Raw genomic sequence first — 21,770 nt, forward strand, 5'->3', positions numbered from 1 at the left:
ACCATTGCTATCGCGGGCAAGTCCCCTCCCACATTTGAAATGCGTTCCCCTGTGGGAGGGGGCTTGCCCCGATGAGGCCTTCAGCCTCTGCGCGAATCCACCTACCGCAACCCATCGCGAAACTGCCCTGGCGTCACCCCCGTCCAACGCTTGAACGCCCGGTTAAAACTGCTGGTATCGGCAAACCCCAACAAATGGCTGATCTCTGCCAATGAGCACTGCGGGTCCCGCAGATGCTGCAACGCCAGGTTCTGCCGGCACTCGTTGAGCAACGCATCAAACCGACACCCTTCATCCGCCAGGTGCCGCTGCAAGCTGCGCAAACTCAAGTGCAGCGCTTGGGCAATCCGCTCGGCACTCGGCTCGCCGTCGGGTAATTGTGCCTCGATCGTGGCGCGCACCTTGCGCTCCCAGGTCAGCGGTTGCAGCTGGGCGAGGGTGCGTTTGAGCACGGTTTCGTTGTGTTCGGCCAACTCGGGGTTGGCGTCGTCCAGATGGCTGTCGAAGTCCTGGGCTGCAAATTCCAGGCAGTCCTCATCGGCGCCAAAAAATACCGGTGCGCGGAACACCGTGTGCCAAGGCTTGGGATCGGCCGGTTCCGGGCGCCGCAAATGCACGGCCAAGGGCGCGTAGTCACGGCCCAGGCGATTGCGGCAGGTGCGCACATAGATCGCCGCGAACGCATCGATGGCTTCCAGTGCCGGTGCGGGGCTGCCTTGGGGTTGCAGCAGGCGGAAACGGTAGCGTTCGCCGTCCCGACTCAGCTCCAGCTTCAGCGCATCGCTGACCACTTGGTGATAACGCACGATGCGTTCGAACACTTCCCGCAGACTGCCGCTGGCCACCAGCGCGTATCCCAACGCGTGAAAAGTGGTAGGGCTGACAAATCGCGACACGCGCAACCCAATTGCCGGATCGCCGCTGGCCTGCACTGCCAGCTCCCACAGGCGCGTGGTCGCCGACAGCGGATAGCGCGCATTGGGATCTTCCATCTGCTGCGGGTCGAGCCCAGCCTCGATGCACAGCGCGGCGCTGTCGAGGCCGAGGGCGTCGAGCTGCTTGCGCAGGGCGCGGGTCCAACTGGCGAGGGACGTGGGTTCTGTCATGGCGATTGGCGCTTGCGGTCAACAGGTTGGCGTGTGGGGCTAGCGTCCTGCATGAAGGCCTGGTGCAGGATGTAACCATCTATGAACAAGAGGATGGGAGCATGGACGGTACTTCTGCAAGTCCCCAGCAGATGAACGCACAACAGCGTTCAGCACATATCCGTGAAGTCGTACTCGCCGAAGGCGTGCGCCTGCGCCAGCAGCACCCGTGGTTGCTGCATCAAGACGCCCTGGGCGCGGGCATTTTAGCCTTCGCGCTGCTGGGCATGATCGGCTCGGCGGCGCTCTACATCACCGGTCACATGGCCTGGTGGGCGTGCCTGTTATTGAACGCCTTCCTGGCCTCGCTGACCCACGAGCTGGAACACGACCTGATCCACAGCATGTACTTTCGCAAGCAGCGCCTGCCCCACAATTTGATGATGGGCCTGGTGTGGCTTGCGCGGCCAAGCACCATCAATCCGTGGATTCGCCGGCACCTGCACCTTAACCATCACAAAGTCTCCGGCACCGAGACCGATATGGAAGAGCGCGCCATCACCAATGGCGAGCCGTGGGGCTTTGCGCGGTTGCTGATGGTGGGCGATAACGTGATGTCGGCGTTTATCCGCATGCTGCGGGCCAAAACCTGGGGCCACAAACTCAAGATCCTGAAACGCTCACTGCTGGTCTACGCACCGCTGGCACTGCTGCATTGGGGGGCGTGGTACATCTTCCTCGGCTTCCATGCAGCCAACGGCGTCGCCAGTCTGCTGGGTGCGCCTATCGAATGGTCCGCCGGCACCTTGCAGGTGATGCAGGTGATCGATATTGCCGCCGTGGTGATCATCGGGCCCAACGTGTTGCGCACCTTTTGCCTGCACTTTGTCAGCTCCAACATGCACTACTACGGCGATGTGGAATTGGGCAACGTGATCCAGCAAACCCAAGTACTGAACCCCTGGTGGATGTGGCCGTTGCAGGCGTTTTGCTTCAACTTCGGCAGCACTCACGGGATTCACCATTTTGTGGTGAAAGAGCCGTTTTACATCCGCCAGATGACCGCCAAGGTGGCGCACAAGGTCATGGCCGAGATGGGCGTGCGGTTCAATGATTTTGGGACGTTTGCGCGGGCCAATCGGCTTGGTTTTCCACCGCCAGCAGCGTTTCGATCAGTGCCTTCGCCGCAGGCGACAAGCGAACCCCAGCGCGGCTGATCACTGCGCAACGGTTGTTCAGGCTTTCCAAGGCATGAGGCACATTGCGCCAGTGCAGCACGTTCAATTCGCCGCTGGCCAAGGGGGCGGCGAAGGCTTCTTCTGCGCCCAGGCCGATGGTGTCTGACTCGCGCACGATGAGGGCCAGCGCGGCAAACTGCTCCAGCTCGATAGCGGGGGCAAAGTCGATGCGCCCACTCAGGTTCGCCAACAGTTTTCGAATGCCCGGTGCGATCAGTGGCGTGGCGAGGGGATAGTCGAACAGGTCGTTGGTCGACAGGCTGTCCTTGGCCAGCAACGGGTGCCCGGCACGGCAGAAAAACACACTGCGCCGCGGCGTGAGGGCCTGAGTCTGGAAGTTTGGGTCGGCTTCGAAGTGGCGCACATCGGCGATAAAAAATTCGATCTCTTCACGGCTCAGGCTGCGCCCGAGTCTTTCCCAGTTATCCACTTGCAACGCGCTGCGTACCTTGGGGTAGGCGGTGATGAACCGTGCCATCGCTTGGGGCACCAAGTTGACCGCCGCCACCGCATCACTGCCAAAGCGTACTTCACCGGCGTCGAGCTTGGTCATGCGTGTGACTTCATGGCTGAGCAATGCGGCGCCTTGAACCAGGCTCAAGGCATGCTGCAACACCACCTGGCCTTCGGGGGTCGGGCGCAGGTCTTTATGGGCGCGATCCACCAGCACGCAGCCGAACTCTTGCTCCAGGCCCTGGATGCTGCGGCTGAAAGCCGGCTGGGTGATGCCCATGGCTTCGGCGCCGCGCACAAAACTGCGGTACTCATTCAGCGCGATGAAATAGCGCAGTTGGCGAAGGTCCATGGTGTGCCCGGCATCCTTTAAGAGAACCGGGATTTTAAGGGGATTGCTTATGTCGTCAACGAAGCTTTATTGGTTTAACTAGATCTTAAAAGCATATCTATAGAGCGGGTGCCGTGCGGTAACTCGTCGGGCTGAACACCCGCGTCACCATCAGCATCGCCACTGCAGTCACCGTCAATACCACCCAGGCGCTGGTGAAGTTGCCGGTGATCTGGCGCAGCCAGCCGGTCATCCACGGCGAGATCGCGTTGATCAGGAAGCCTACGCCTTGTACGAAGGCCGCCAGTTGCCCGGCTTGCCGAGGGTCGCGATGGTGGTCGAGGGTCAACAGCAGGCTCAAGGCGAAACACGCGCCCAGACCGAAGCCGCACAACGCCACCCACAGATGAGGAAATTGCAGCGGCGCCAGCAGCAGACCGAGGTAACCCACCGTTTGTGCCAGCAGGCTGATCCCGAGCAGGGGGCGACGGTCGATACCGCGTTGCGCGAGCACTGGCATCAGCAGCGCGGCAATCACTTGGAAGATGGTCATGAACGCCAGCAGCGAACCGCTGGGCAGCACGCCCCAGCCCAATTGCTGATAGTAGGCCGGCAGCCACGCCACCAGGCTCATGTAGCCACAGTTCACCAGCCCGAAATACACCGCCAGCAGCCAGGCGCGACGATTGCGCAGGCCCTTGAATGCGGGCACCACCTGGGGATTTTTTGCTGCGCCCAGCGGCAGCCAGGCCCACAGCAACAAGGCGCCCAGCGCTGGCAACAGCCACACGCCCAATCCTGCCTGCCACTCCTCGAAATGCGTGGCCACCAGCGGACTGAGCAGCGCCGCCAAGCCACCACCGGCCATCAGCGAGGCCGAATAGACGCCCATCGCCACCGGCACGCGATGATGGAACTCACGCTTGATCATCGCGGGCACCAACGCCTGGATCAGCGCCACACCGGCACCGCCGAGCAACGCCGTGACCAGCAGCGCCGACGCTTGGCCCATCACCCAGCGCGCCAGGCACGCCAGCAGAATCATCATTAAACCCAGGGCGATACCGCGCCGTTCGCCCAGTTGCGCTTCCACGCGCACGCCCACCAACGCCACCAGCCCCATGCACACCACCGGCAAGCTGGTAAGCAGGGCACTGCTCTGGAAGCTGAGGCCGGTGGCCAAGCGGATTTCACCTAGCAGCGGACTGATAGAACTGAGGATCGGCCGAAGGTTGAGGCCCAGCACTACGAGCAGGCCCCAGCCGGCGAGGGATTTGTTGAGGGTCATGCAGCGTCCATGCAGTGGGTAAATGAGGCGTGAGTATGGCCATCGCCACAGGTATTCTGAAATTAAATATAACCATGCCAACCAGTGGCAAAGAGAATGATGATGTTCGATCCCGTGTTGCTCAGAAGCTTTGTCGCCGTGGTGGACTGCAGCAACTTCACCCGCGCCGCCGAGCGACTGCATTTGACCCAATCCACCGTCAGCCAGCAGATTCGGCGCCTCGAAGACGCGGTGGCGTGCCAGTTGCTGGACCGCGACCAACGCCGCGTGGTCGCCACGGCTGAAGGTGAGCGCTTGCTGGCCTATGCGCGGCGCATCCTTGCGCTGCATGAAGAAGCCGCCGATGTGCTGATCAACCAGCAGAGTGACGGCGTGCTGCGCCTGGGGGTACCGGAAGACTTTGCCGCAGAGCGCCTGATGCCGCTGCTCTCGGCGTTTGTGTTGGCGTATCCACGGGTGCGCCTGGAGGTCACCAGCGGTCTCGGTCCCGAGTTGCAGCGCCAATTCCGCAGCGGCGAGTTCGATGTGTTGTTGGTCAAGCAGATGGGCGACAGCGATGACTGTCTGGCCTCGTGGCCCGAGCCGCTGTGTTGGGTCGATAGCCGCAGCATGCCGTCGTTGGGCCGCGACCCCTTGCCGTTGGTGGCCTTTCCGGTGGGCGGGTTGTACCGCAACGAAATGCTGCACCACCTGGAAGTCAGCGGCTGGCGCTGGCGCATCGGCTATTCCAGCGCCAGCCTGGCCAGTGTGTGTTCGGCTGTGGCGGCGGGGTTGGGCGTGAGTCTGTTACCGCGCCGGGTGGTGCAGCCTGGGCATGTGGAGTTGGGGCCGGACAGCGGTTTACCGGCGGTGCAAGGCGTGCGCCTGGCGTTATATGCGCGTCCTGGCCTGAGCGCGGCGGGGCAATGCTTGCAGGCTGAACTGTTGGATTTGTGCGCAAACAGCCCCGTCGAACCATGCCTTTACTGAATATTTTTTATGCCTGAAAAGCATTGAAAAAACACACCTCGGCGCCAGGCCTTGCAGGCTCTGGCTTGGGCGTTCGTGCCGGCTTTGTTTATTCAATTTAGATCTATGTATAACTTCAAAGATTACTTTAAGAGATAAGCGTCTGGCCCCGATGATTCAGCCCTCGACGGCCTTCCACGCAGGCCTGTCGGTTTTTGTTTTAAGACCGTAGGGAGTGAATCAATGGGCAATGTCCAGACCGCCGCCAGTGCACACGAGGCGCTATGGCGTCAGGCACCTGGTGGTGAGTTGGTCGACCTTGGCCGGCCGCACCGCGCGCCGTTGGGGCAACTGCGAACGCAGAAGACTCCAAAGCGTTTTTCTAGCCGCCGCGAAGGGATTCTGCTGGGGCTGCTGGTGCTGGCCCTGCACGGTGCGGTGATCTATTGGGTGAGCCAGAAGGCGACGCCAGTGCTGCCGATTGTGCCGCCGGAAATCCCACCGATGACCATCGAGTTTTCCCAGCCAGCGCCGCCAGTGGTTGAACCTCCACCGCCTGCGCCACCACCACCACCGCCGCCTGTGGTCGAGCCACCGCCCCCTGTGGTGGATGAGTTGGCTGCCAAGCCGGCGCCGAAAAAGATTCCGAAACCCAAGCCGGTGCCAAAACCCGTGCCCAAACCGGTCGCCAAACCGGTAGAGCAACCGCCGGCGCCACCGGTCCCTGCGCCACCTGCGCCAGCGCCGGTCGCCGCGCCTGCGCCCGCCCCGGTTACTCCGGCTTCTGCCAACGCCGCGTACCTGAAGAACCCGGCACCTGAATACCCGTCACTGGCCCAGCGCCGGGGCTGGGAAGGCACGGTGTTGTTGCGGGTTCATGTGTTGGCCAGCGGCAAGCCGGGTGAGATCCAGATCCAGAAAAGCAGCGGTCGCCAGCAACTCGACGACGCCGCACTGACCGCCGTAAAGCGTTGGAGCTTCGTGCCGGCCAAGCAGGGCGATGTGGCTCAGGACGGCTGGGTCAGCGTTCCGATCGACTTCAAGATTCACTAACTATTGCGCTTCGGTGTGTTGCACACGCCGCGACTTGTACAGAGGGAAAACATCATGGCATTAGCATCTCCACTTGAATCCATCGAAAGCGCGGTGATCTGGCTGCTGGTGGTCTTTTCGGTCGCCACCTGGGGCTTGGCCTTGCTCAAGGGCGTGCAGTTCGGTCGCCTCAAGGCCCAGGATCGCAAGTTCCACAAACAATTCTGGGCGGCGTCGAGTCTGGATTCAGCCGCTGAATTGGCAGAGACCCAACCGGGTGCCGCTGCCCGCGTGGCCCAGGCCGGTTATGCCGCGATCCAGGTTGGCGATGCGCCTCACGCTGCCGACTTGAGCCAGGCAATCAACCATCAGGACCGCCTCGAACGCGCCCTGCGCCAGCAGATCGTACGTGAGCGTCGCTCTCTGGAGACCGGTTTGGCCGTGGTCGCCAGTATCGGCAGCACCTCGCCGTTTATCGGCCTGTTCGGCACCGTGTGGGGGATCATGGAAGCGCTCAAGGGTATCAGCGCCGCCGGTTCCGCCAGCCTGGAAACCGTCGCCGGCCCCATCGGCGCCGCACTGGTTGCAACAGGCGTGGGGATCGCCGTCGCCGTACCTGCGGTGCTGGTTTACAACTACTTCCTGCGTCGCCTCAAGCTGACTGCCGCCGACCTGGATGACTTCGCCCACGACTTCTATAGCCTGGCGCAGAAAAATTCCTTCCGTGTGCTGCTGCACCCGGCGCTCAACAAAAGCGCTGCCGGCAACCCGCAAAAAGTGAAGGAGGCGTCCTGAAATGGCCTTTTCCACGCAAGACAGCGATGAAGTGCTGAGCGAGATCAACGTCACGCCGCTGGTAGACGTGATGCTGGTGCTGCTGGTGGTGTTTATCGTCACCGCGCCGCTGTTGACCAACGCGATCCCGATCAACCTGCCCAAGACCGAGGCCGTGGCGCCGGTGGAGCAGAAAGACCCGCTGGTGGTGAGCATCGACGGCGCCGGCAAACTGTTTATCAACAAGGACGAAATCCAGCCGGACCTGCTGGAATTCAACCTGCAGGCGGCCAAGGCCAAGGACCCCGATGTGCGGGTGCAACTGCAGGCGGATGACGGAGTGAACTACGGCGAAGTGGCGCGAGCCATGGCGTCTATCGAGCGCGCGGGGATTACCAAACTGTCGGTGATTACTGCACGTTAGCTTCAAAAGCTTCGACAATTTTTTGGCCGTCTCCTTGGCAGGGTGCGGCCTTTTTTTTGCCTGGGTTTCAGCAATACCACACGTTCAAAGTGCGCCAACCCCAGCGATTTGTGGATACCGGATTTCAACTTCTCGCTGAAACGTTCTAACGCTCTCTTTTAGCCAGTTAATCAACCTGGCGATATCAGGTTCCGACTGCCGCCCATTCCGACAAATAACGTAGTACGCGGCCGGCGACATCATCACCGGGCCGCCTAGCGTGACTAATGCACCTTCTTCCAACTGGTCATACACCAACGCTGTTCTGGCCAGCGCAATCCCGCCCCCCTTCACCGCCAGGCTGATTGCCAGGCTTGAGTCCGGAAAGCGCGGCCCATGGTGATAAGGCGCAGCCGCCAAGCCCTGAAATGCAAACCAGCTTTCCCACCCCGGGCACACTTGATCGTCCACGCGGTGAATGAGCGGGTATCGCGCAATATCTGTCAGCGGAATATCGCCGTTCGCTTGTTGAAATGCCGGCGAGCAAACCGGGAACACGGCATCGCGCATAAGTAGCTCGGCATGATGATCCGGGTAGTTGCCGTATCCCATCACAATCGCAACATCGAATTGATCGGCGCCGAGATGGGTGCTGTTCATATCCGCACTGGTCAATACCAGGTCGAGATTCAATGAAGCGTCGGAGTGAGAACCATGCATCCTGGGAATCAGCCAGGTGGAACACAGAGAAGACGTGCACGAGAGGTAAAGCGGCTGGGACTTGCTCGGGTTAAGTGTGTGCAACACCGCCTCAAGCGCGTTGAAAAAACCGTCAGCCACCGGCAACAAAGCCTGTCCCGCAGCGGTGAGATTGACGCCCCGAGAGTGGCGCTCGAACAACTGCACGCCCCACCACTCCTCCAGCCCTGCAATCTGATGGCTTATCGCACTGGCGGTCAGGTTCAGCTGGGAGGCGGCGCGCGCAAAACTCCCCGTTTGCGCAGCGCTGACGAAGGCTTGCAGCATGGGAGTAGGTGGCGGACGTTGGCCCATCAGGTGCTCACTTTGATCAGGATGATCCCGCAAACAATGACGAACGCCGAAAGCATCCGCCGCCAGCCGAACCGCTCGTGAAAAAACAGCGCGGCAATAATGGCGCCGATAATAACACTGGTTTCCCGCAACGCTGAGACCTTGGCCACCGCGTCCAGGGACAGCGCAAACAGCACCAATCCGTAGGAAGTGAGGTAAAGAACGCCGCCCATAACGCCGACTTTCCAATGGTTGCGAATGGCCTCGGCGAATGCCAAACGCTTCTTGAAAAACGCCAGCGCCGGAATCGGAATGCTCTGGAATACCGTCAGATAGAGGATGTATTGCAGCACCGTCTCACTGGCTCTTACCCCTTTGGCATCCACCACCGTGTATGACGCGATAAACGCACCAGCACATACGGCCATCAAGATTGGTTTGAACATGCGCGCGGTCATCCTTCGCACGAATGTCAGGCTGATGATGCCTACACAAATCAGCAACACCCCGCCCAATGCGTGGAACGACAGATGCTCATTCAGCAGGACGTAAGAAAACAGTGCGACCAGAACCGGTGGCACTCCACGCATCACCGGGTAGACCTGGCCGAAATCACCGGTTTCATACGCTTTGATCAGGAACAATCGATAGGCGGTGTTGAGCACTACGGAAACCAGCACGTAGCCCCACACCTGCAGGCTTGGCGCATTCACCAGCGGCAGCGCCGCCAGGCAGATCAGCAACGCCGTACCGTCGACCATGGCCAAGGTCATCAAGCGACTGCTCCCGGCCCGGACGACTGCGTTCCAAGTGGCGTGCATGAGGGCAGATATCAAAACTAGGGTGATCGCGATGTTGGAGTTGTCCATGGGGCTCGGGCGGGGGAGGAAATGAAGGCGGCTATTTAACGCAGTCATGTGCCATGGTCAGAAGCGAAAGCTCGTCAGTGCTGCCATTAAGAACCGTCATGGTTTTTAAAGGGCCAGCAAGTCATGTCCCTTTAAATTGCAGGACGTTTCCGAGACAATCCCCGCCGCCTTGCGGCTGTTGGAATGGATGGCTAGTCTTCGGCCCGTCGCTGGTTTCCAGTGATCGGGTTTAGCAGCCTGATTTCAATAGGCACACGGTTCACATCTCCATTTATGGTGGCTGTGCGTGGGGCACCCTCGGGTGCGCTGGTGTTCCTATTGGCCAGTCTGCTAACCCGCGTACAGCTGCCACCTATCGTTTAGCAGCGCTAGTGGTAGCTCCGGTGTTCAATAGGAGTTGCACCATGACAAAAGCACTTCCCGATCCACCCGTTGACTGTCTCGTCGCCAACGACAACCTCGGTTTCGAGGACGCCCAACTCTATATCGCCCATCTGATTCACAGCGCCTAGGCCACCGTATGGGACTGTTGTGACCACCTGCAACCGCATGATCGAGCGAAAATCCATGCGGTGTGGCATTTGCTGGAAATGGCCAAGACCGTGGTAAATCGCACCATCGACTGCATGCCTCGTACCCATCACGTCATCTAAAAACCACTGCAAATTGAATGTGAAATCGAGTCAATGTGGGAGGGGGCTTGCCCCCGATAGCGGTGGATCAGCCACCTACTTGTTGCTGACGGACCGCCATCGGGGGCAAGCCCCCTCCCACATTTTGAGCCTAGATACATTTGGTTTTTTGGTTATTAATAAATAGCTTCTTATTCCTTAACGAATATAACCCTCGTCCCTATACTGTCCTACAACGTTAAACGCTGCAGGAGGGCACACCCATGCACAGCGAGTCGATTCGTTATCTGATCGTGCCGGGCTGGCAAGGATCGCCAGAAGATCATTGGCAAACCCATTGGCAAAATAGCTTGCCCAACAGCGCGCGCGTTGAGCAGGCCGATTGGCTCACCCCGCGTCGCGAAGACTGGGTGGCTGCGTTGGCTGAAGCCATTGCTGCCGACAGCACGCCGGTAATCCTGATCGCCCATAGCCTTGGCTGCATCACTGTGGCCCATTGGGCCGCCGCTGCGCCGTTGCAGTACTTGCGGCAGGTGCGCGGTGCCTTGCTGGTGGCGCCGGCTGATGTCGAACGTCCGGCTTGCTCTCCAGCCCTGCGCAACTTCGCGCCGATCCCGACCGACTTGCTGCCTTTTCCCAGTCAGGTGGTCAGCTCCGACAACGACAGTGCCGTCAGCGCCCCGCGTGCGCTGGAACTGGCGCGCAATTGGGGCGCCGAAGCCGGCATCCTGTCCGGCGCCGGCCATATCAATGTGAAGTCCGGCCACCAGCGCTGGGAGCAGGGTTTCGCCTACCTCTATCGCCTGCAAAGCCGCCTTGAGCACCACGCCCGGCGTAGCGCATAAATTTTTTCAACGCCCCGTCCCTGAGTGGATTTGGGGCGGGAGCCTGCCATGAGTCTGCATGAAACCTTCGGCCAGCCGTTGCTGACCTTCCCCGACGCCGAAAAGAGCCCGCTGAGCATTCGTGCCAAGGCACTGGTGTTCGTCGACCCGCGTTCGCGTCAACTGCGCGAAGAGCTGGAAAGCCTCGCACCGCGTGCTTTGCCCGTGTTGATTCGCGGCGAGACCGGCAGCGGTAAAGAACTGCTGGCGCGGCATATTCACCGGGGCAGTGATCGCACCGGGCTGTTTGTCTCCGTCAATTGCGGCGCCATCAGCCCGACGTACGCCGACGCCGAGTTGTTCGGCTACGCGGCGGGCGCCCACAGCGGCGCGGCCAGCAGCCGGGCCGGGTGGTTTGGTTCGGCCAATGGCGGCACCTTGTACCTGGATGAGATCGGCGACTTGCCGTTGCCGATCCAGGTGAAATTGCTCGCAGCCCTGGAAAACCACGAAGTTACCCGCGTCGGCGCCCATCAGCCCAGCCCGGTGGATGTGCGCTTGGTAGCTGCCACCAGTATTGATCTGGCCCAGGCCGTGGCGGCGGGCAAGTTTCATGAGCGACTGTTCCATTACTTGAGCGAAGGCCGACTGGACTTGCCAGCGCTGCGCGAGCGGGTCGGCGATATCCTTTCGTTGGCCGAATATTTCCTGGGCATCTACAGCCAGCGCCTGGACCTGCCGGTGCCGTTGATCAGCGACGCTGCCCAGCGAGTCCTGGAGCACCACAGCTGGCCGGGCAATACGCGCGAGCTTGAAAACGTTATTCACTTTGCCTTGCTGGTCAGCAGCGGCGACGAGATTTTGCCCGAACATTTGAACCTGCCGGTGGCGGGTTCACCGGTGGAGCAGCTGCAGCGGATTTTCAACGCTGCCAGTCCTGCCGAGCAGGAATCATTGCGAAAATTCCTGTATGAGCAAAATGGAATATCAACGTGAATAAAAGATATTGTTCGGGAATAAAAAATATAGGTATTGTCCGTTTCACGCCGCGATAGCACTTCGCTGGCACACCACATAAAAACGGTCGTCACCGACGCCCCCGGAATTCCGATAAGGACACTGCATGAAAAAGGTTCTGTTGTTTACCGCTCTGGCGGCTGCCCTGACTGCCGGCTTCGCCCAGGCCAACGAGAAACTGGTCGTAGCCGCGACCCCGGTGCCGCACGCCGAGATCCTCGAACTGGTCAAGCCAGCCCTCAAAAAGCAAGGCGTGGACCTGGAAATCAAAGTCTTCACCGACTACGTACAGCCAAACGTGCAGGTTGCCGAGAAGCGCCTGGACGCCAACTACTTCCAGACCCTGCCGTACCTGGAAAACTTCAACAAGGGCAAGGGCACCAACCTGGTTACCGTGGTTGGGGTGCACGTTGAACCCTTCGGCGGTTACTCGAAAAAGATCAAGAATATTTCTGAGCTCAAAGATGGCGCCACCGTTGCCATCCCGAACGAAGGTTCCAACAGCGGCCGTGCCCTGTTGCTGCTGCAAAAGAACGCTCTGATCACCCTGAAAGACCCGACCAACGCCCTGGCCACGCCGAAAGACATCGCCAGCAACCCGAAGAACCTGAAGTTCAAAGAGCTGGAATCGGCCCTGCTGCCACGCGTGCTGGACCAGGTTGACCTGGATTTGATCAACACCAACTACGCCCTGGAAGCTGGCCTCAACCCAGCCAAGGACGCGCTGATCATCGAAAGTGCCGACTCGCCTTACGTGAACTTCCTGGTGGCTCGCCCGGACAACAAGGACAGCGACGCTATTCAGAAACTGTCCAAGGCCCTGACCAGCCCGGAAGTGAAAGCATTCATCGAGAAGAAGTACAACGGCGCGGTCGTGCCGGCGTTCTGATGTAACTCAAAACCCCCTTCAAGGTTTCAACGCCGACGGCTTGTAGAGCGTCGGCGTTTTTTTATGCCTGGAATTTGGAATGCAATCGACATGTGGGAGGGGGTTTGCTCCCGATAGGGGTGTGTCAGTCAAAGATGTACTGACTGAACCACCGCTATCGGGAGCAAACCCCCTCCCACATTTGATCTTCATCTTACTTTGGATTTTTCGTGGTTTTAGAGCGCTCGGCTGTTAATCGCCCTGCGCAACGCCACCAACCACTTCACCAGCTCCTGCGGATCAATCGGTTTCGCTTTGTTCATGGTTCATTCCCTCGAAAAACAGACCCCCCAACCATAGCTGCCACCTGTCCAACCCGCGAATCCGGTGGTTATCTTTTTGGGTGATATCAATATGCTATTTAGGTATTTAAATTTTGCTTTTTATACCTTTAGAGTTCGCGCTACCCGGCGTTACCCACGCCGGAACGGACTGCGCTCGCGGCATTACCCATGCGGCGATATGGACTCAAGATGACCTTCGATTTCGCATTTATCCTCAGCACCCTGCCGGCGTTTCTAAAAGCCGTTGGGGTGACACTGCAAGTAGGCTTGATCGCCATTGCCACCTCGCTGCTGGTGGCGCTGATCAACGCCGCGCTGCTGGTGTTTCGCACGCCCTACCTGTCGCGCCTGGTGGCGCTGTACGTGGAGCTGGCGCGTAACACGCCGCTGCTGATCCAGCTGTTCTTCGTGTACTTCGCCTTGCCGGCCCTGGGGTTCAATATCTCCGGGTTCTGGGCGGCGATCATCACCATGACCTTCCTCGGCGGCGCCTACCTCACCGAAGTGCTGCGCGCGGGTGTGGAAGCGGTGCCGCTGGCGCAGATCGAGTCGGGCAAGTCCATTGGCCTGTCTCACTGGCAACTGCTGCGCCACGTGATCCTGCCTCAAGCGGGCATCCTCAGCCTGCCGGCGTTGTTCGCCAACTTCATCTTCTTGCTCAAGGAGACCACCGTGGTCTCTGCCGTGGCGGTGCCGGAGATTCTCTACACCACCAAGAGCTACATCGCCCTCTACTACAAGACCTACGAAATGCTCGCCGTGCTGACGCTGATTTGCGTGCTGTTGTTCTTGCCGCTCTCGCTGCTGCTCAGCCGCCTGGAAAGGAGGCTCCAGCATGGCCAGTTCGGGTCTTGAGTTGTTGTGGGTGTCGTTGCCGCAATTGGGTAAGGGCGCTGCGCAAACCCTGTCGATTTCGTTTTTGAGCATCGCCTTCAGTACGGTCGGCGGCGTGTTGTATGGCGTGCTGCGCACCTTGAACAACACGCTGATCAACGCGGTGCTGCGGGTATACCTGGAGCTGTTCCGGGCGATTCCAGTGCTGGTGTGGTTGTACCTGCTGTTCTTTGGCCTGCCGATCTTCTTTGGCCTGAGCATCCCGAGCTTCTGGTGCGCGGTGCTGGTGCTGTCGTTGTGGGGCGCCAGCGAAGTGGGCGAGGTGGTACGCGGCGCGTTGCATTCGCTGCCCCGTGGCCAGCGCGAAGCCGGCCTGTCGATTGGCTTGTCCGACCCGCAGTTATACGGCTACGTGTTGCTGCCCCAGGCCCTCAAACGCATGACGCCACCGACCATCAACGTCTACACGCGCATCATCAAGACCAGCTCCCTGGCGGTGCTGATCGGCGTGGTGGATGTGATCAAGGTGGGCCAGCAAATCATCGAGCGCACCTATGAGTCGGTTCTGATCTACGGCGTGCTGTTCCTGTTTTTCTTCTTTATCTGCTACCCGTTGTCGGCCGCCTCCAAGGTGCTGGAACGGCGCTGGGCCCAAGCATGAGCGCATTGATCGAGTTCCAGGGTTTCAACAAATTCTTCGGCGACCAGCAGGTGCTCAAGGGCATCGACCTGAGTGTGCAAAGCGGTGAAGTGGTGGTGATCCTCGGCCCCAGCGGCTGCGGCAAAAGCACCTTGTTGCGTTGCCTTAACGGGTTGGAAGTGGCCCACAGCGGCAGCCTGCGGTTTGCCGGCAAGGAGTTGCTGGAAAAAAATACCGACTGGCGCCAGGTACGCCAGGACATCGGCATGGTGTTCCAGAGCTACCACCTGTTCCCGCACATGAGTGTGCTCGACAACATCCTGCTCGGCCCGCTCAAAGTGCAAAAACGCGACCCCCGCGAGGCCCGCGAGCAGGCCGAGAAACTGCTGGCGCGCGTGGGCCTGGCTGACAAACGCGATGCCTTCCCGCGCCAGCTTTCCGGCGGCCAGCAGCAACGCATCGCCATCGTCCGTTCGCTGTGCATGAACCCTCAAGTCATGCTGTTCGACGAAGTCACCGCCGCCCTCGACCCGGAGATGGTCAAGGAAGTGCTGGAAGTGATCCAAGGCCTGGCCCGCGATGGCATGACCCTGCTCATCGTCACCCATGAAATGGCCTTCGCCCGCGCCGTCGCCGACCGCGTCGTGTTTATGGAGGCCGGTCGCATCCTCGAACACAACACCCCCGAAGAATTCTTTACGAACCCGCAAACCGCACGCGCGCAGCAGTTCCTGGAGAAGTTCTCCTTTGTGTCAACACTGCCCAAGAAAACCAAGGAACTGGAGTTGCTATGAAAAAGTTACTGCTGCCACTGTTGGCCGTCGCCTTACTGGCCGGCTGCGATAAGAAGGCCGAAGAGCCCGCTAAACCTGCTGCCGCCGTGAGCTACCTCGACAAGATCAAGGTGCGCGACAAGCTGATCGTTGGTGTCTTCACTGACAAGCCACCGTTTGGTTTCGTGGATGAAGCTGGCCGCTACGTCGGCTTCGATACCGACATTGGCCGTCGATTCGCCAAAGACCTGTTGGGCGATGAAAGCAAAGTCGAATTCGTCGCCGTCGAGCCGGCGAGCCGCATTCCGTTCCTGCAAAGCGATAAGGTCGACCTGATCCTCGCCAACATGACCGTGACCCCGGAACGCAAGGACGCCGTGGATTTCACCAACCCCAACCTGAAAGTCGCGGTACAGGCCCTGGTGCCGAACGACAGCTCGGTCAAAAGCCTGGACGACCTGGCCACCCGCACCACTATCGTCACCACCGGCACCACTGCAGACATCTGGCTGACCAAGAACCACCCGGACTGGAAACTGCTCAAGTTCGAGAAAAACTCCGAGTCGCTGCAAGCGTTGTCGGCTGGCCGTGGCGATGCCTATGCCCAGGACAACCTGGTGCTGTTCAGCTGGGCCAAGCAGAACCCAGGCTACCGCGTGCTGGAAGAGAAACTCGGCGACGAAGCGCCCATTGCGCCTGCCGTGAAGAAGGGCAACGTCGAACTGCGTGACTGGGTGAATGCCGAGTTGGCGAAGTTGGGTGAGGAGAAATTCCTGCTCAAGCTGTATGACCAATATGTGCGTAAAGAACTGAGCGATGACACCAAGCCTGAAAGTGTGATTGTTGAAGGCGGGAAGTGGCAGGGCTAGTTCTGCGCTGACTGTTATGCCGCTATTGGGAACATGGGTATCTACACAACTTTCAAACCCTGACAAATCTCCCTGTGGCGAGCGGGACAAGCCCGCTCGCCACTACAGCCCTATCTGCCGGACGTTCAGCGTTGAGCCAACGTTGTGTAGATACCTATGCCCCGATGAGGCCGGTGAACCCCCCTCAATACGCCTTCCCCATGCAGATAAGGAACCCTGATCTAAGCTCACAGTCGCATACACACTGGCACATCGCATCGCGCACAAGGAGTCTGCATGGGCGGTCGTATTTCCATCTGTATCGTCGGTTTGGGTTTAGTGGTGTTGCTGAGCGCTTGCGGCCAGGAAAAGGCTGAACCCAAGCAGCATTCCCGAGTATTTGTGCAAACCGTGCAGCCCGCGGATTTCGCCGCGGCAGTCACGCTGACCGGGGATATCCAGGCGCGCGTGCAAACCGACTTGTCCTTCCGCGTCGGCGGAAAAATCATCCAGCGCATGGTGGATGTGGGCGACCGCGTGACCGCCCGACAAGTGCTGGCCAAGCTCGATCCCAAGGATTTGCAAACCAACGTCGATTCCGCTCAGGCCCAGGTCGTGGCGGAACAGGCGCGGGTCAAACAGACTGCCGCTGCCTTTGTGCGCCAGGAAAAACTCCTGCCCAAGGGCTACACCAGCCGCAGCGAATACGATTCTGCCCAGGCCGCGCTGCGCAGCAGCCAAAGTGCCCTGGCCGCCGCGCAGGCCCAGTTGGCCAACGCCCGTGAACAACTCGGCTATACCGCGCTGATTGCGGATGCGCCGGGAGTGATCACCGCACGCCAAGCTGAAGTCGGCCAGGTGGTGCAAGCCACCGTGCCGATCTTCAGCCTGGCCACCGATGGCGAGCGCGACGCGGTGTTCAACGTCTATGAATCCCTGTTGGTGGAGCCGCCACCTGACGCGCCGATCACCGTCAGCCTGTTGGATAACCCCAGCATCAAGGCCCAGGGCAAAGTCCGTGAAGTCACGCCCGCCGTGGCGGCCAACACCGGCACGGTGCAGGTGAAGATTGCGCTGCAATCTCTGCCTAAAGGCATGCAGCTCGGTTCGGTGGTCAGCGCCACCGCCAATGGCCCGGCCAAACCCAGCGTCGAGCTGCCGTGGTCGGCATTGACCAAAGACTTGAGCGAACCCGCCGTGTGGCTGGTCGACGGCGACGGCAAGGCGCAGTTGCATAAAGTCACGGTGGCGCGGTACCTCACCGGTAAGGTCATCATCAGTGATGGCCTTAAAGGCGGCGAAAAAGTCGTCGTGGCCGGTGGGCAATTGCTGCATCCCGGCATGTTGGTCGAGATTGCCCAGCAGGGAGCCAAGCCATGAAGCGCCTGACGCTCATACTCACCACCAGCCTGTTGCTGATGGCCTGCTCCAAGGAAGAACCCGCGCCCGAGCCGGTGCGCCCAGTTCTGTCCATGGAAGTGAAGGCCGAAGACCAGGAAACCCTCGGCCGTTTCGCCGGCACCATCCAGGCGCGCTACGAAAGCAACCTGGGGTTCCGTGTGTCGGGGCGTATCGCCCGCCGCGCCGTGGATGTGGGGGCTGAAGTGCAGAAGGGGGCCTTGCTCGCTGTCCTTGACCCCACCGACCAGCAAAACCAGTTGCGCGCCGCCCAAGGCGACCTCGCTCGCGTCCAGGCGCAATTCATCAACGCCCAGGCCAACGCTCGCCGCCAGCAGGAATTGTTCAACCGTGGCGTCGGCGCCCAGGCGCAGTTGGATATCGCCCAGACCGATCTGAAAACCACTCAGGCCTCTCTCCACCAGGCCCAAGCGTCAGTCAACCAAGCCAAGGACCAGCTCAACTACGCCGAGCTGCGCACCGACCACGCCGGTATTATCACCGCCTGGAACGCTGAGGCTGGCCAAGTGGTCAGCGCCGGTCAGCAAGTGGTGACCCTGGCGCGCCCGGACATCAAGGAGGCGGTGATCGACCTGCCCGCCGGTCTCGCCGAGCGGCTGCCGCCGGACGTGGTGTTCCTCGTCGCCGGGCAACTCGACCCCAGCGTCAACACCACTGCCACTGTGCGCGAGATCGAACCCCAGGCCCAAAGCGCCACGCGCACCCGTCGCGCGCGCCTGACCCTGGCCGAAACACCGCCCGCGTTCCGCCTTGGCACGGCGATCAGCGTGACCTTGAGTTCGGCCATCGCTCCACGCATCGAGTTGCCCCTGAGCGCCTTGCAGGATGTCGACGGCAAGACCCGCATCTGGATCCTCGACACCCAAAGCCAGACCGTGCAACCGCGCGACATCACAGTGCTTAGCCGTGATGCTGATAGCGCCTTGCTCAACGGTGGGGTCAAACCCGGCGAACGTATCGTCACCGCCGGCGTAAACAGCCTGAAGCCTGGGCAAAAAGTCAAAATCGACGAGGACAGCCCGCGATGAAAGGGAGCTTCAACTTATCCGACTGGGCCCTCAAGCATCAGTCCTTCGTCTGGTACCTGATGTTCGTCGCGCTGCTGATGGGCGTGTTCTCGTACATGAACCTGGGCCGCGAGGAAGACCCCTCGTTCACCATCAAGACCATGGTGATCCAGACCCGCTGGCCGGGCGCGACCCAGGAAGAAACCCTCAAGCAGGTCACCGACCGCATCGAGAAAAAACTCGAAGAGCTCGACTCCCTCGACTACGTGAAAAGCTACACGCGACCGGGTGAATCCACGGTGTTCGTGTTCCTCAAGGACACCACCAGCGCCAAGGCCATCCCGGAGATCTGGTACCAGGTCCGCAAGAAGATCGACGACATTCGCGGTAGCTTCCCCCAGGGCTTGCAGGGGCCGTCATTCAACGACGAATTCGGTGATGTGTTCGGCTCGGTCTACGCCTTTACCGGCGACGGCCTGTCGATGCGCCAGTTGCGCGACTACGTGGAGCAGGTGCGCGCCGAGATTCGTTCGGTGCCGGGGTTGGGCAAGGTCGAGATGATCGGCCAGCAGGACGAAGTGATTTACCTGAATTTCTCCACGCGCAAACTGGCTGCGTTGGGCGTTGACCAGCGCCAGGTGGTGCAGAGCCTGCAATCGCAGAACGCGGTGACCCCGGCCGGGGTGATCGAGGCCGGCCCTGAGCGGATTTCAGTGCGCACATCCGGGCAGTTTGCTTCGGAGAAAGACCTGGCCGATGTCAATTTGCGCCTCAATGACCGCTTCTATCGCCTGGCGGACATCGCCGAGATTACCCGTGGCTACGTCGACCCGGCGCGGCCGATGTTCCGCTTCAACGGCAAGCCGGCGATTGGTTTGGCCATCGCCATGCAGAAGGGCGGCAACATCCAGTCGTTCGGCAAGGCGCTGCACACGCGCATGGACGAACTGACCGCCGACCTGCCGGTGGGCGTCGGTGTGCATAAGGTCTCCGACCAGGCCGAGGTGGTGGAAGAGGCCGTCGGCGGCTTTACCAGCGCGCTGTTCGAAGCGGTGATCATCGTGTTGGTGGTGAGCTTTATCAGCCTCGGCATGCGCGCCGGGCTGGTGGTGGCGTGCTCGATTCCATTGGTGCTGGCGCTGGTGTTCGTGTTCATGGAATACAGCGGCATCACCATGCAGCGCGTGTCGCTCGGTGCGTTGATCATCGCCCTCGGCCTGTTGGTGGACGACGCGATGATCACCGTGGAGATGATGATCACGCGCCTGGAAAAAGGCGAAACCAAGGAGCAGGCCGCGACCTACGCCTACACCTCCACGGCATTCCCGATGCTTACCGGTACCTTGGTGACCGTCGCCGGTTTCGTGCCGATTGGCCTCAACGCCAGTTCGGCGGGGGAGTACACCTTCACCCTGTTCGCGGTGATTGCCGTGGCGATGCTAGTGTCGTGGGTGGTGGCGGTGCTGTTTGCGCCGGTGATTGGCGTGCACATCCTCAGTGCCAAGGTGAAACCCCACAGCGCTGAGCCGGGGCGCATCGGCCGTGCGTTCAATGGCGGCATGCTGTGGGCCATGCGCAACCGTTGGTGGGCCATCGGCATCACCGTGGGCCTGTTCGTGGCGTCGGTGTTCTCCATGCAGTTCGTGCAGAACCAGTTCTTCCCGTCGTCGGACCGACCGGAAATCCTCGTTGACCTCAACCTGCCGCAAAACGCCTCGATCAACGAGACGCGCAAGGCTGTTGATCGCCTCGAAGCGATCATCAAGGACGACCCGGACATTACGCGCTGGAGCACCTATATCGGCCAGGGCGCGATCCGTTTCTACCTGCCCCTCGATCAGCAATTGGAAAACCCGTATTACGCGCAGTTGGTGATCGTCAGCAAAGGCCTGGAAGAACGCGGTGAGCTGATCGCGCGCCTGCAAAAACGCCTGCGTGATGACTTCGTCGGTATCGGCAGCTTTGTGCAGCCGTTGGAAATGGGCCCGCCAGTGGGCCGCCCGATCCAGTATCGCGTGTCCGGCAAAGACACCGACCAGGTGCGCAAGCACGCCATCGAACTGGCGACCCTGCTGGATAAAAACACCCACCTGGGCGAGATCATCTACGACTGGAACGAGCCGGGCAAAGTGCTGCGCATCGACATTGCCCAGGACAAGGCGCGCCAGCTCGGGCTGTCATCCGAAGACGTGGCGCAGTTGATGAACAGCGTGGTCAGCGGCGCCTCGGTGACTCAGGTGCACGACGATATCTACCTGATCAACGTGGTCGGCCGCGCCGAGGACGCCGAGCGCGGTACCCCGGAAACCTTGCAGAACCTGCAGATTGTCACGCCCAACGGCACCTCGATCCCGCTGCTGGCGTTCGCCACTGTGCGCTATGAACTGGAGCAGCCGCTGGTGTGGCGTCGCGACCGCAAGCCGACCATCACCATCAAGGCCTCGGTGCGTGACGAGATGCAGCCGACCGACTTGGTCAAGCAGCTCAAGCCGGAGATCGACAAATTCAGCGACGGCCTGCCGGTGGGCTATAAGGTCGCCACGGGCGGTACCGTGGAAGAAAGCGGCAAGGCCCAAGGCCCGATTGCCAGCGTGGTGCCGTTGATGCTGTTCCTGATGGCGACGTTCCTGATGATCCAACTGCACAGCGTGCAGAAGATGTTCCTGGTGGCCAGTGTCGCGCCGTTGGGGCTGATCGGCGTGGTGCTGGCGTTGATCCCCACGGGCACGCCCATGGGCTTTGTGGCGATCCTCGGTATCCTGGCGCTGATCGGCATCATCATCCGCAACTCGGTGATCTTGGTGACGCAGATCCACGAATATGAAGTGGCCGGCTACACGCCGTGGGACGCGGTGGTTGAAGCCACCGAGCATCGGCGTCGTCCGATCCTGCTCACGGCGGCAGCGGCGAGTCTGGGCATGATCCCCATCGCCCGGGAAGTGTTCTGGGGGCCGATGGCTTACGCGATGATTGGCGGCATCATCATCGCCACCTTGCTGACGCTGTTGTTCCTGCCGGCGCTGTATGTGGCCTGGTACAAGATCCGCGAACCCCAACAGGAAGATCACGGTTAAAAATGTGGGAGGGCGGCTTGCCCCCGATGGCGGTGGG

Annotated in this window: 20 protein-coding genes; 15 read left to right on the forward strand and 5 right to left on the reverse strand. The window is 60.5% G+C overall.

Annotation, left to right across the window (positions count from 1 at the left end):
• Positions 1-101: 101 nt before the first annotated feature.
• Complete coding sequence (locus BW43_RS22515) at positions 102-1,106, reverse strand: AraC family transcriptional regulator (RefSeq protein WP_032884887.1); 1,005 nt, start codon at positions 1,104-1,106, stop codon at positions 102-104.
• A gap of 101 nt (positions 1,107-1,207) precedes the next feature.
• Here BW43_RS22515 and BW43_RS22510 point away from each other — a divergent pair, with 101 nt between their 5' ends.
• Positions 1,208-2,302 carry a fatty acid desaturase gene (locus BW43_RS22510; protein WP_032884888.1) on the forward strand — a complete coding sequence of 365 codons (1,095 nt, stop codon included), beginning with the start codon at positions 1,208-1,210 and terminating at the stop codon, positions 2,300-2,302.
• Here BW43_RS22510 and BW43_RS28130 read toward each other — a convergent pair.
• Positions 2,193-3,128: a LysR family transcriptional regulator gene (locus tag BW43_RS28130; protein WP_081797602.1), complete on the reverse strand. Its 936-nt coding sequence runs from the start codon at positions 3,126-3,128 to the stop codon at positions 2,193-2,195. The genes BW43_RS22510 and BW43_RS28130 overlap by 110 nt on opposite strands.
• Before the next feature lie 97 nt (positions 3,129-3,225).
• A complete protein-coding gene (locus tag BW43_RS22505) occupies positions 3,226-4,395 on the reverse strand; it encodes a CynX/NimT family MFS transporter (RefSeq protein ID WP_032884890.1) in 1,170 nt (389 codons plus the stop codon).
• Between the two features lie 102 nt (positions 4,396-4,497).
• On the opposite strand from BW43_RS22505, the gene BW43_RS22500 reads away from it, so the two are divergent.
• From BW43_RS22500 to BW43_RS22485, 4 genes are all read left to right on the forward strand, one after another.
• The gene (locus BW43_RS22500; RefSeq protein WP_032884891.1) at positions 4,498-5,364 is read left to right on the forward strand and encodes a LysR family transcriptional regulator; all 867 of its coding nucleotides are present in this window, start codon (positions 4,498-4,500) and stop codon (positions 5,362-5,364) included.
• Between the two features lie 222 nt (positions 5,365-5,586).
• Positions 5,587-6,396, forward strand: coding sequence for an energy transducer TonB (locus tag BW43_RS22495; protein ID WP_032884892.1), 810 nt, complete (start codon positions 5,587-5,589; stop codon positions 6,394-6,396).
• Positions 6,397-6,447: 51 nt separating this feature from the next.
• Positions 6,448-7,170, forward strand: a complete 723-nt coding sequence (locus BW43_RS22490; protein ID WP_099602154.1) for a MotA/TolQ/ExbB proton channel family protein — start codon at positions 6,448-6,450, stop codon at positions 7,168-7,170.
• Position 7,171: 1 nt separating this feature from the next.
• Positions 7,172-7,573, forward strand: coding sequence for a biopolymer transporter ExbD (locus tag BW43_RS22485; protein ID WP_010565408.1), 402 nt, complete (start codon positions 7,172-7,174; stop codon positions 7,571-7,573).
• A gap of 84 nt (positions 7,574-7,657) precedes the next feature.
• Here BW43_RS22485 and BW43_RS22480 read toward each other — a convergent pair whose 3' ends face one another.
• Both BW43_RS22480 and BW43_RS22475 read right to left on the reverse strand, forming a co-directional pair.
• A complete protein-coding gene (locus BW43_RS22480) occupies positions 7,658-8,605 on the reverse strand; it encodes a LysR substrate-binding domain-containing protein (RefSeq protein WP_032884894.1) in 948 nt (315 codons plus the stop codon).
• The gene (locus BW43_RS22475; RefSeq protein ID WP_032884895.1) at positions 8,605-9,453 is read right to left on the reverse strand and encodes an EamA family transporter; all 849 of its coding nucleotides are present in this window, start codon (positions 9,451-9,453) and stop codon (positions 8,605-8,607) included. Before BW43_RS22475 ends, BW43_RS22480 begins: the two co-directional genes overlap by 1 nt.
• A gap of 895 nt (positions 9,454-10,348) precedes the next feature.
• Here BW43_RS22475 and BW43_RS22470 point away from each other — a divergent pair.
• The 10 genes from BW43_RS22470 to BW43_RS22425 all read left to right on the forward strand — a co-directional run bounded on the left by BW43_RS22470 (position 10,349) and on the right by BW43_RS22425 (position 21,733).
• Positions 10,349-10,930, forward strand: a complete 582-nt coding sequence (locus BW43_RS22470; protein WP_032884898.1) for an alpha/beta hydrolase — start codon at positions 10,349-10,351, stop codon at positions 10,928-10,930.
• A gap of 48 nt (positions 10,931-10,978) precedes the next feature.
• Entirely contained in the window at positions 10,979-11,905 is a 927-nt protein-coding gene (locus tag BW43_RS22465) for a sigma 54-interacting transcriptional regulator (protein WP_032884899.1), read from the forward strand.
• 127 nt (positions 11,906-12,032) lie between these two features.
• Positions 12,033-12,815, forward strand: coding sequence for a MetQ/NlpA family ABC transporter substrate-binding protein (locus BW43_RS22460; protein WP_032884901.1), 783 nt, complete (start codon positions 12,033-12,035; stop codon positions 12,813-12,815).
• A 512-nt stretch (positions 12,816-13,327) separates the two neighbouring features.
• Positions 13,328-13,993: an amino acid ABC transporter permease gene (locus BW43_RS22455; protein WP_032884903.1), complete on the forward strand. Its 666-nt coding sequence runs from the start codon at positions 13,328-13,330 to the stop codon at positions 13,991-13,993.
• Positions 13,974-14,633: an amino acid ABC transporter permease gene (locus BW43_RS22450; RefSeq protein WP_032884905.1), complete on the forward strand. Its 660-nt coding sequence runs from the start codon at positions 13,974-13,976 to the stop codon at positions 14,631-14,633. The genes BW43_RS22455 and BW43_RS22450 overlap by 20 nt, the downstream gene beginning before the upstream one ends.
• Positions 14,630-15,406, forward strand: a complete 777-nt coding sequence (locus BW43_RS22445; RefSeq protein ID WP_032884906.1) for an amino acid ABC transporter ATP-binding protein — start codon at positions 14,630-14,632, stop codon at positions 15,404-15,406. Before BW43_RS22450 ends, BW43_RS22445 begins: the two co-directional genes overlap by 4 nt.
• Positions 15,403-16,254 carry a transporter substrate-binding domain-containing protein gene (locus BW43_RS22440; protein WP_032884907.1) on the forward strand — a complete coding sequence of 284 codons (852 nt, stop codon included), beginning with the start codon at positions 15,403-15,405 and terminating at the stop codon, positions 16,252-16,254. The genes BW43_RS22445 and BW43_RS22440 overlap by 4 nt, the downstream gene beginning before the upstream one ends.
• Positions 16,255-16,530: 276 nt before the next feature.
• Positions 16,531-17,613: an efflux RND transporter periplasmic adaptor subunit gene (locus BW43_RS22435; protein WP_032884908.1), complete on the forward strand. Its 1,083-nt coding sequence runs from the start codon at positions 16,531-16,533 to the stop codon at positions 17,611-17,613.
• Entirely contained in the window at positions 17,610-18,680 is a 1,071-nt protein-coding gene (locus BW43_RS22430) for an efflux RND transporter periplasmic adaptor subunit (protein ID WP_032884909.1), read from the forward strand. The genes BW43_RS22435 and BW43_RS22430 overlap by 4 nt, the downstream gene beginning before the upstream one ends.
• Positions 18,677-21,733, forward strand: coding sequence for an efflux RND transporter permease subunit (locus BW43_RS22425; RefSeq protein ID WP_032884910.1), 3,057 nt, complete (start codon positions 18,677-18,679; stop codon positions 21,731-21,733). Before BW43_RS22430 ends, BW43_RS22425 begins: the two co-directional genes overlap by 4 nt.
• Positions 21,734-21,770: the final 37 nt, after the last annotated feature.

Origin of the sequence: Pseudomonas sp. RIT357 (assembly GCF_000632245.1) — a bacterium.
In the GTDB taxonomy this organism is placed as follows: domain Bacteria; phylum Pseudomonadota; class Gammaproteobacteria; order Pseudomonadales; family Pseudomonadaceae; genus Aquipseudomonas; species Aquipseudomonas sivasensis.

Bases quoted from the DNA above. Each gene is read 5' to 3' on its own strand.
- BW43_RS22515 (WP_032884887.1), bottom strand. From the start codon at position 1,106: ATGACAGAACCCACGTCCCTCGCCAGTTGGACCCGCGCCCTGCGCAAG.
- BW43_RS22510 (WP_032884888.1), top strand. From the start codon at position 1,208: ATGGACGGTACTTCTGCAAGTCCCCAGCAGATGAACGCACAACAGCGT.
- BW43_RS28130 (WP_081797602.1), bottom strand. From the start codon at position 3,128: ATGGACCTTCGCCAACTGCGCTATTTCATCGCGCTGAATGAGTACCGC.
- BW43_RS22505 (WP_032884890.1), bottom strand. From the start codon at position 4,395: ATGACCCTCAACAAATCCCTCGCCGGCTGGGGCCTGCTCGTAGTGCTG.
- BW43_RS22500 (WP_032884891.1), top strand. From the start codon at position 4,498: ATGTTCGATCCCGTGTTGCTCAGAAGCTTTGTCGCCGTGGTGGACTGC.
- BW43_RS22495 (WP_032884892.1), top strand. From the start codon at position 5,587: ATGGGCAATGTCCAGACCGCCGCCAGTGCACACGAGGCGCTATGGCGT.
- BW43_RS22485 (WP_010565408.1), top strand. From the start codon at position 7,172: ATGGCCTTTTCCACGCAAGACAGCGATGAAGTGCTGAGCGAGATCAAC.
- BW43_RS22480 (WP_032884894.1), bottom strand. From the start codon at position 8,605: ATGGGCCAACGTCCGCCACCTACTCCCATGCTGCAAGCCTTCGTCAGC.
- BW43_RS22475 (WP_032884895.1), bottom strand. From the start codon at position 9,453: ATGGACAACTCCAACATCGCGATCACCCTAGTTTTGATATCTGCCCTC.
- BW43_RS22470 (WP_032884898.1), top strand. From the start codon at position 10,349: ATGCACAGCGAGTCGATTCGTTATCTGATCGTGCCGGGCTGGCAAGGA.
- BW43_RS22465 (WP_032884899.1), top strand. From the start codon at position 10,979: ATGAGTCTGCATGAAACCTTCGGCCAGCCGTTGCTGACCTTCCCCGAC.
- BW43_RS22460 (WP_032884901.1), top strand. From the start codon at position 12,033: ATGAAAAAGGTTCTGTTGTTTACCGCTCTGGCGGCTGCCCTGACTGCC.
- BW43_RS22455 (WP_032884903.1), top strand. From the start codon at position 13,328: ATGACCTTCGATTTCGCATTTATCCTCAGCACCCTGCCGGCGTTTCTA.
- BW43_RS22450 (WP_032884905.1), top strand. From the start codon at position 13,974: ATGGCCAGTTCGGGTCTTGAGTTGTTGTGGGTGTCGTTGCCGCAATTG.
- BW43_RS22445 (WP_032884906.1), top strand. From the start codon at position 14,630: ATGAGCGCATTGATCGAGTTCCAGGGTTTCAACAAATTCTTCGGCGAC.
- BW43_RS22440 (WP_032884907.1), top strand. From the start codon at position 15,403: ATGAAAAAGTTACTGCTGCCACTGTTGGCCGTCGCCTTACTGGCCGGC.
- BW43_RS22435 (WP_032884908.1), top strand. From the start codon at position 16,531: ATGGGCGGTCGTATTTCCATCTGTATCGTCGGTTTGGGTTTAGTGGTG.
- BW43_RS22430 (WP_032884909.1), top strand. From the start codon at position 17,610: ATGAAGCGCCTGACGCTCATACTCACCACCAGCCTGTTGCTGATGGCC.
- BW43_RS22425 (WP_032884910.1), top strand. From the start codon at position 18,677: ATGAAAGGGAGCTTCAACTTATCCGACTGGGCCCTCAAGCATCAGTCC.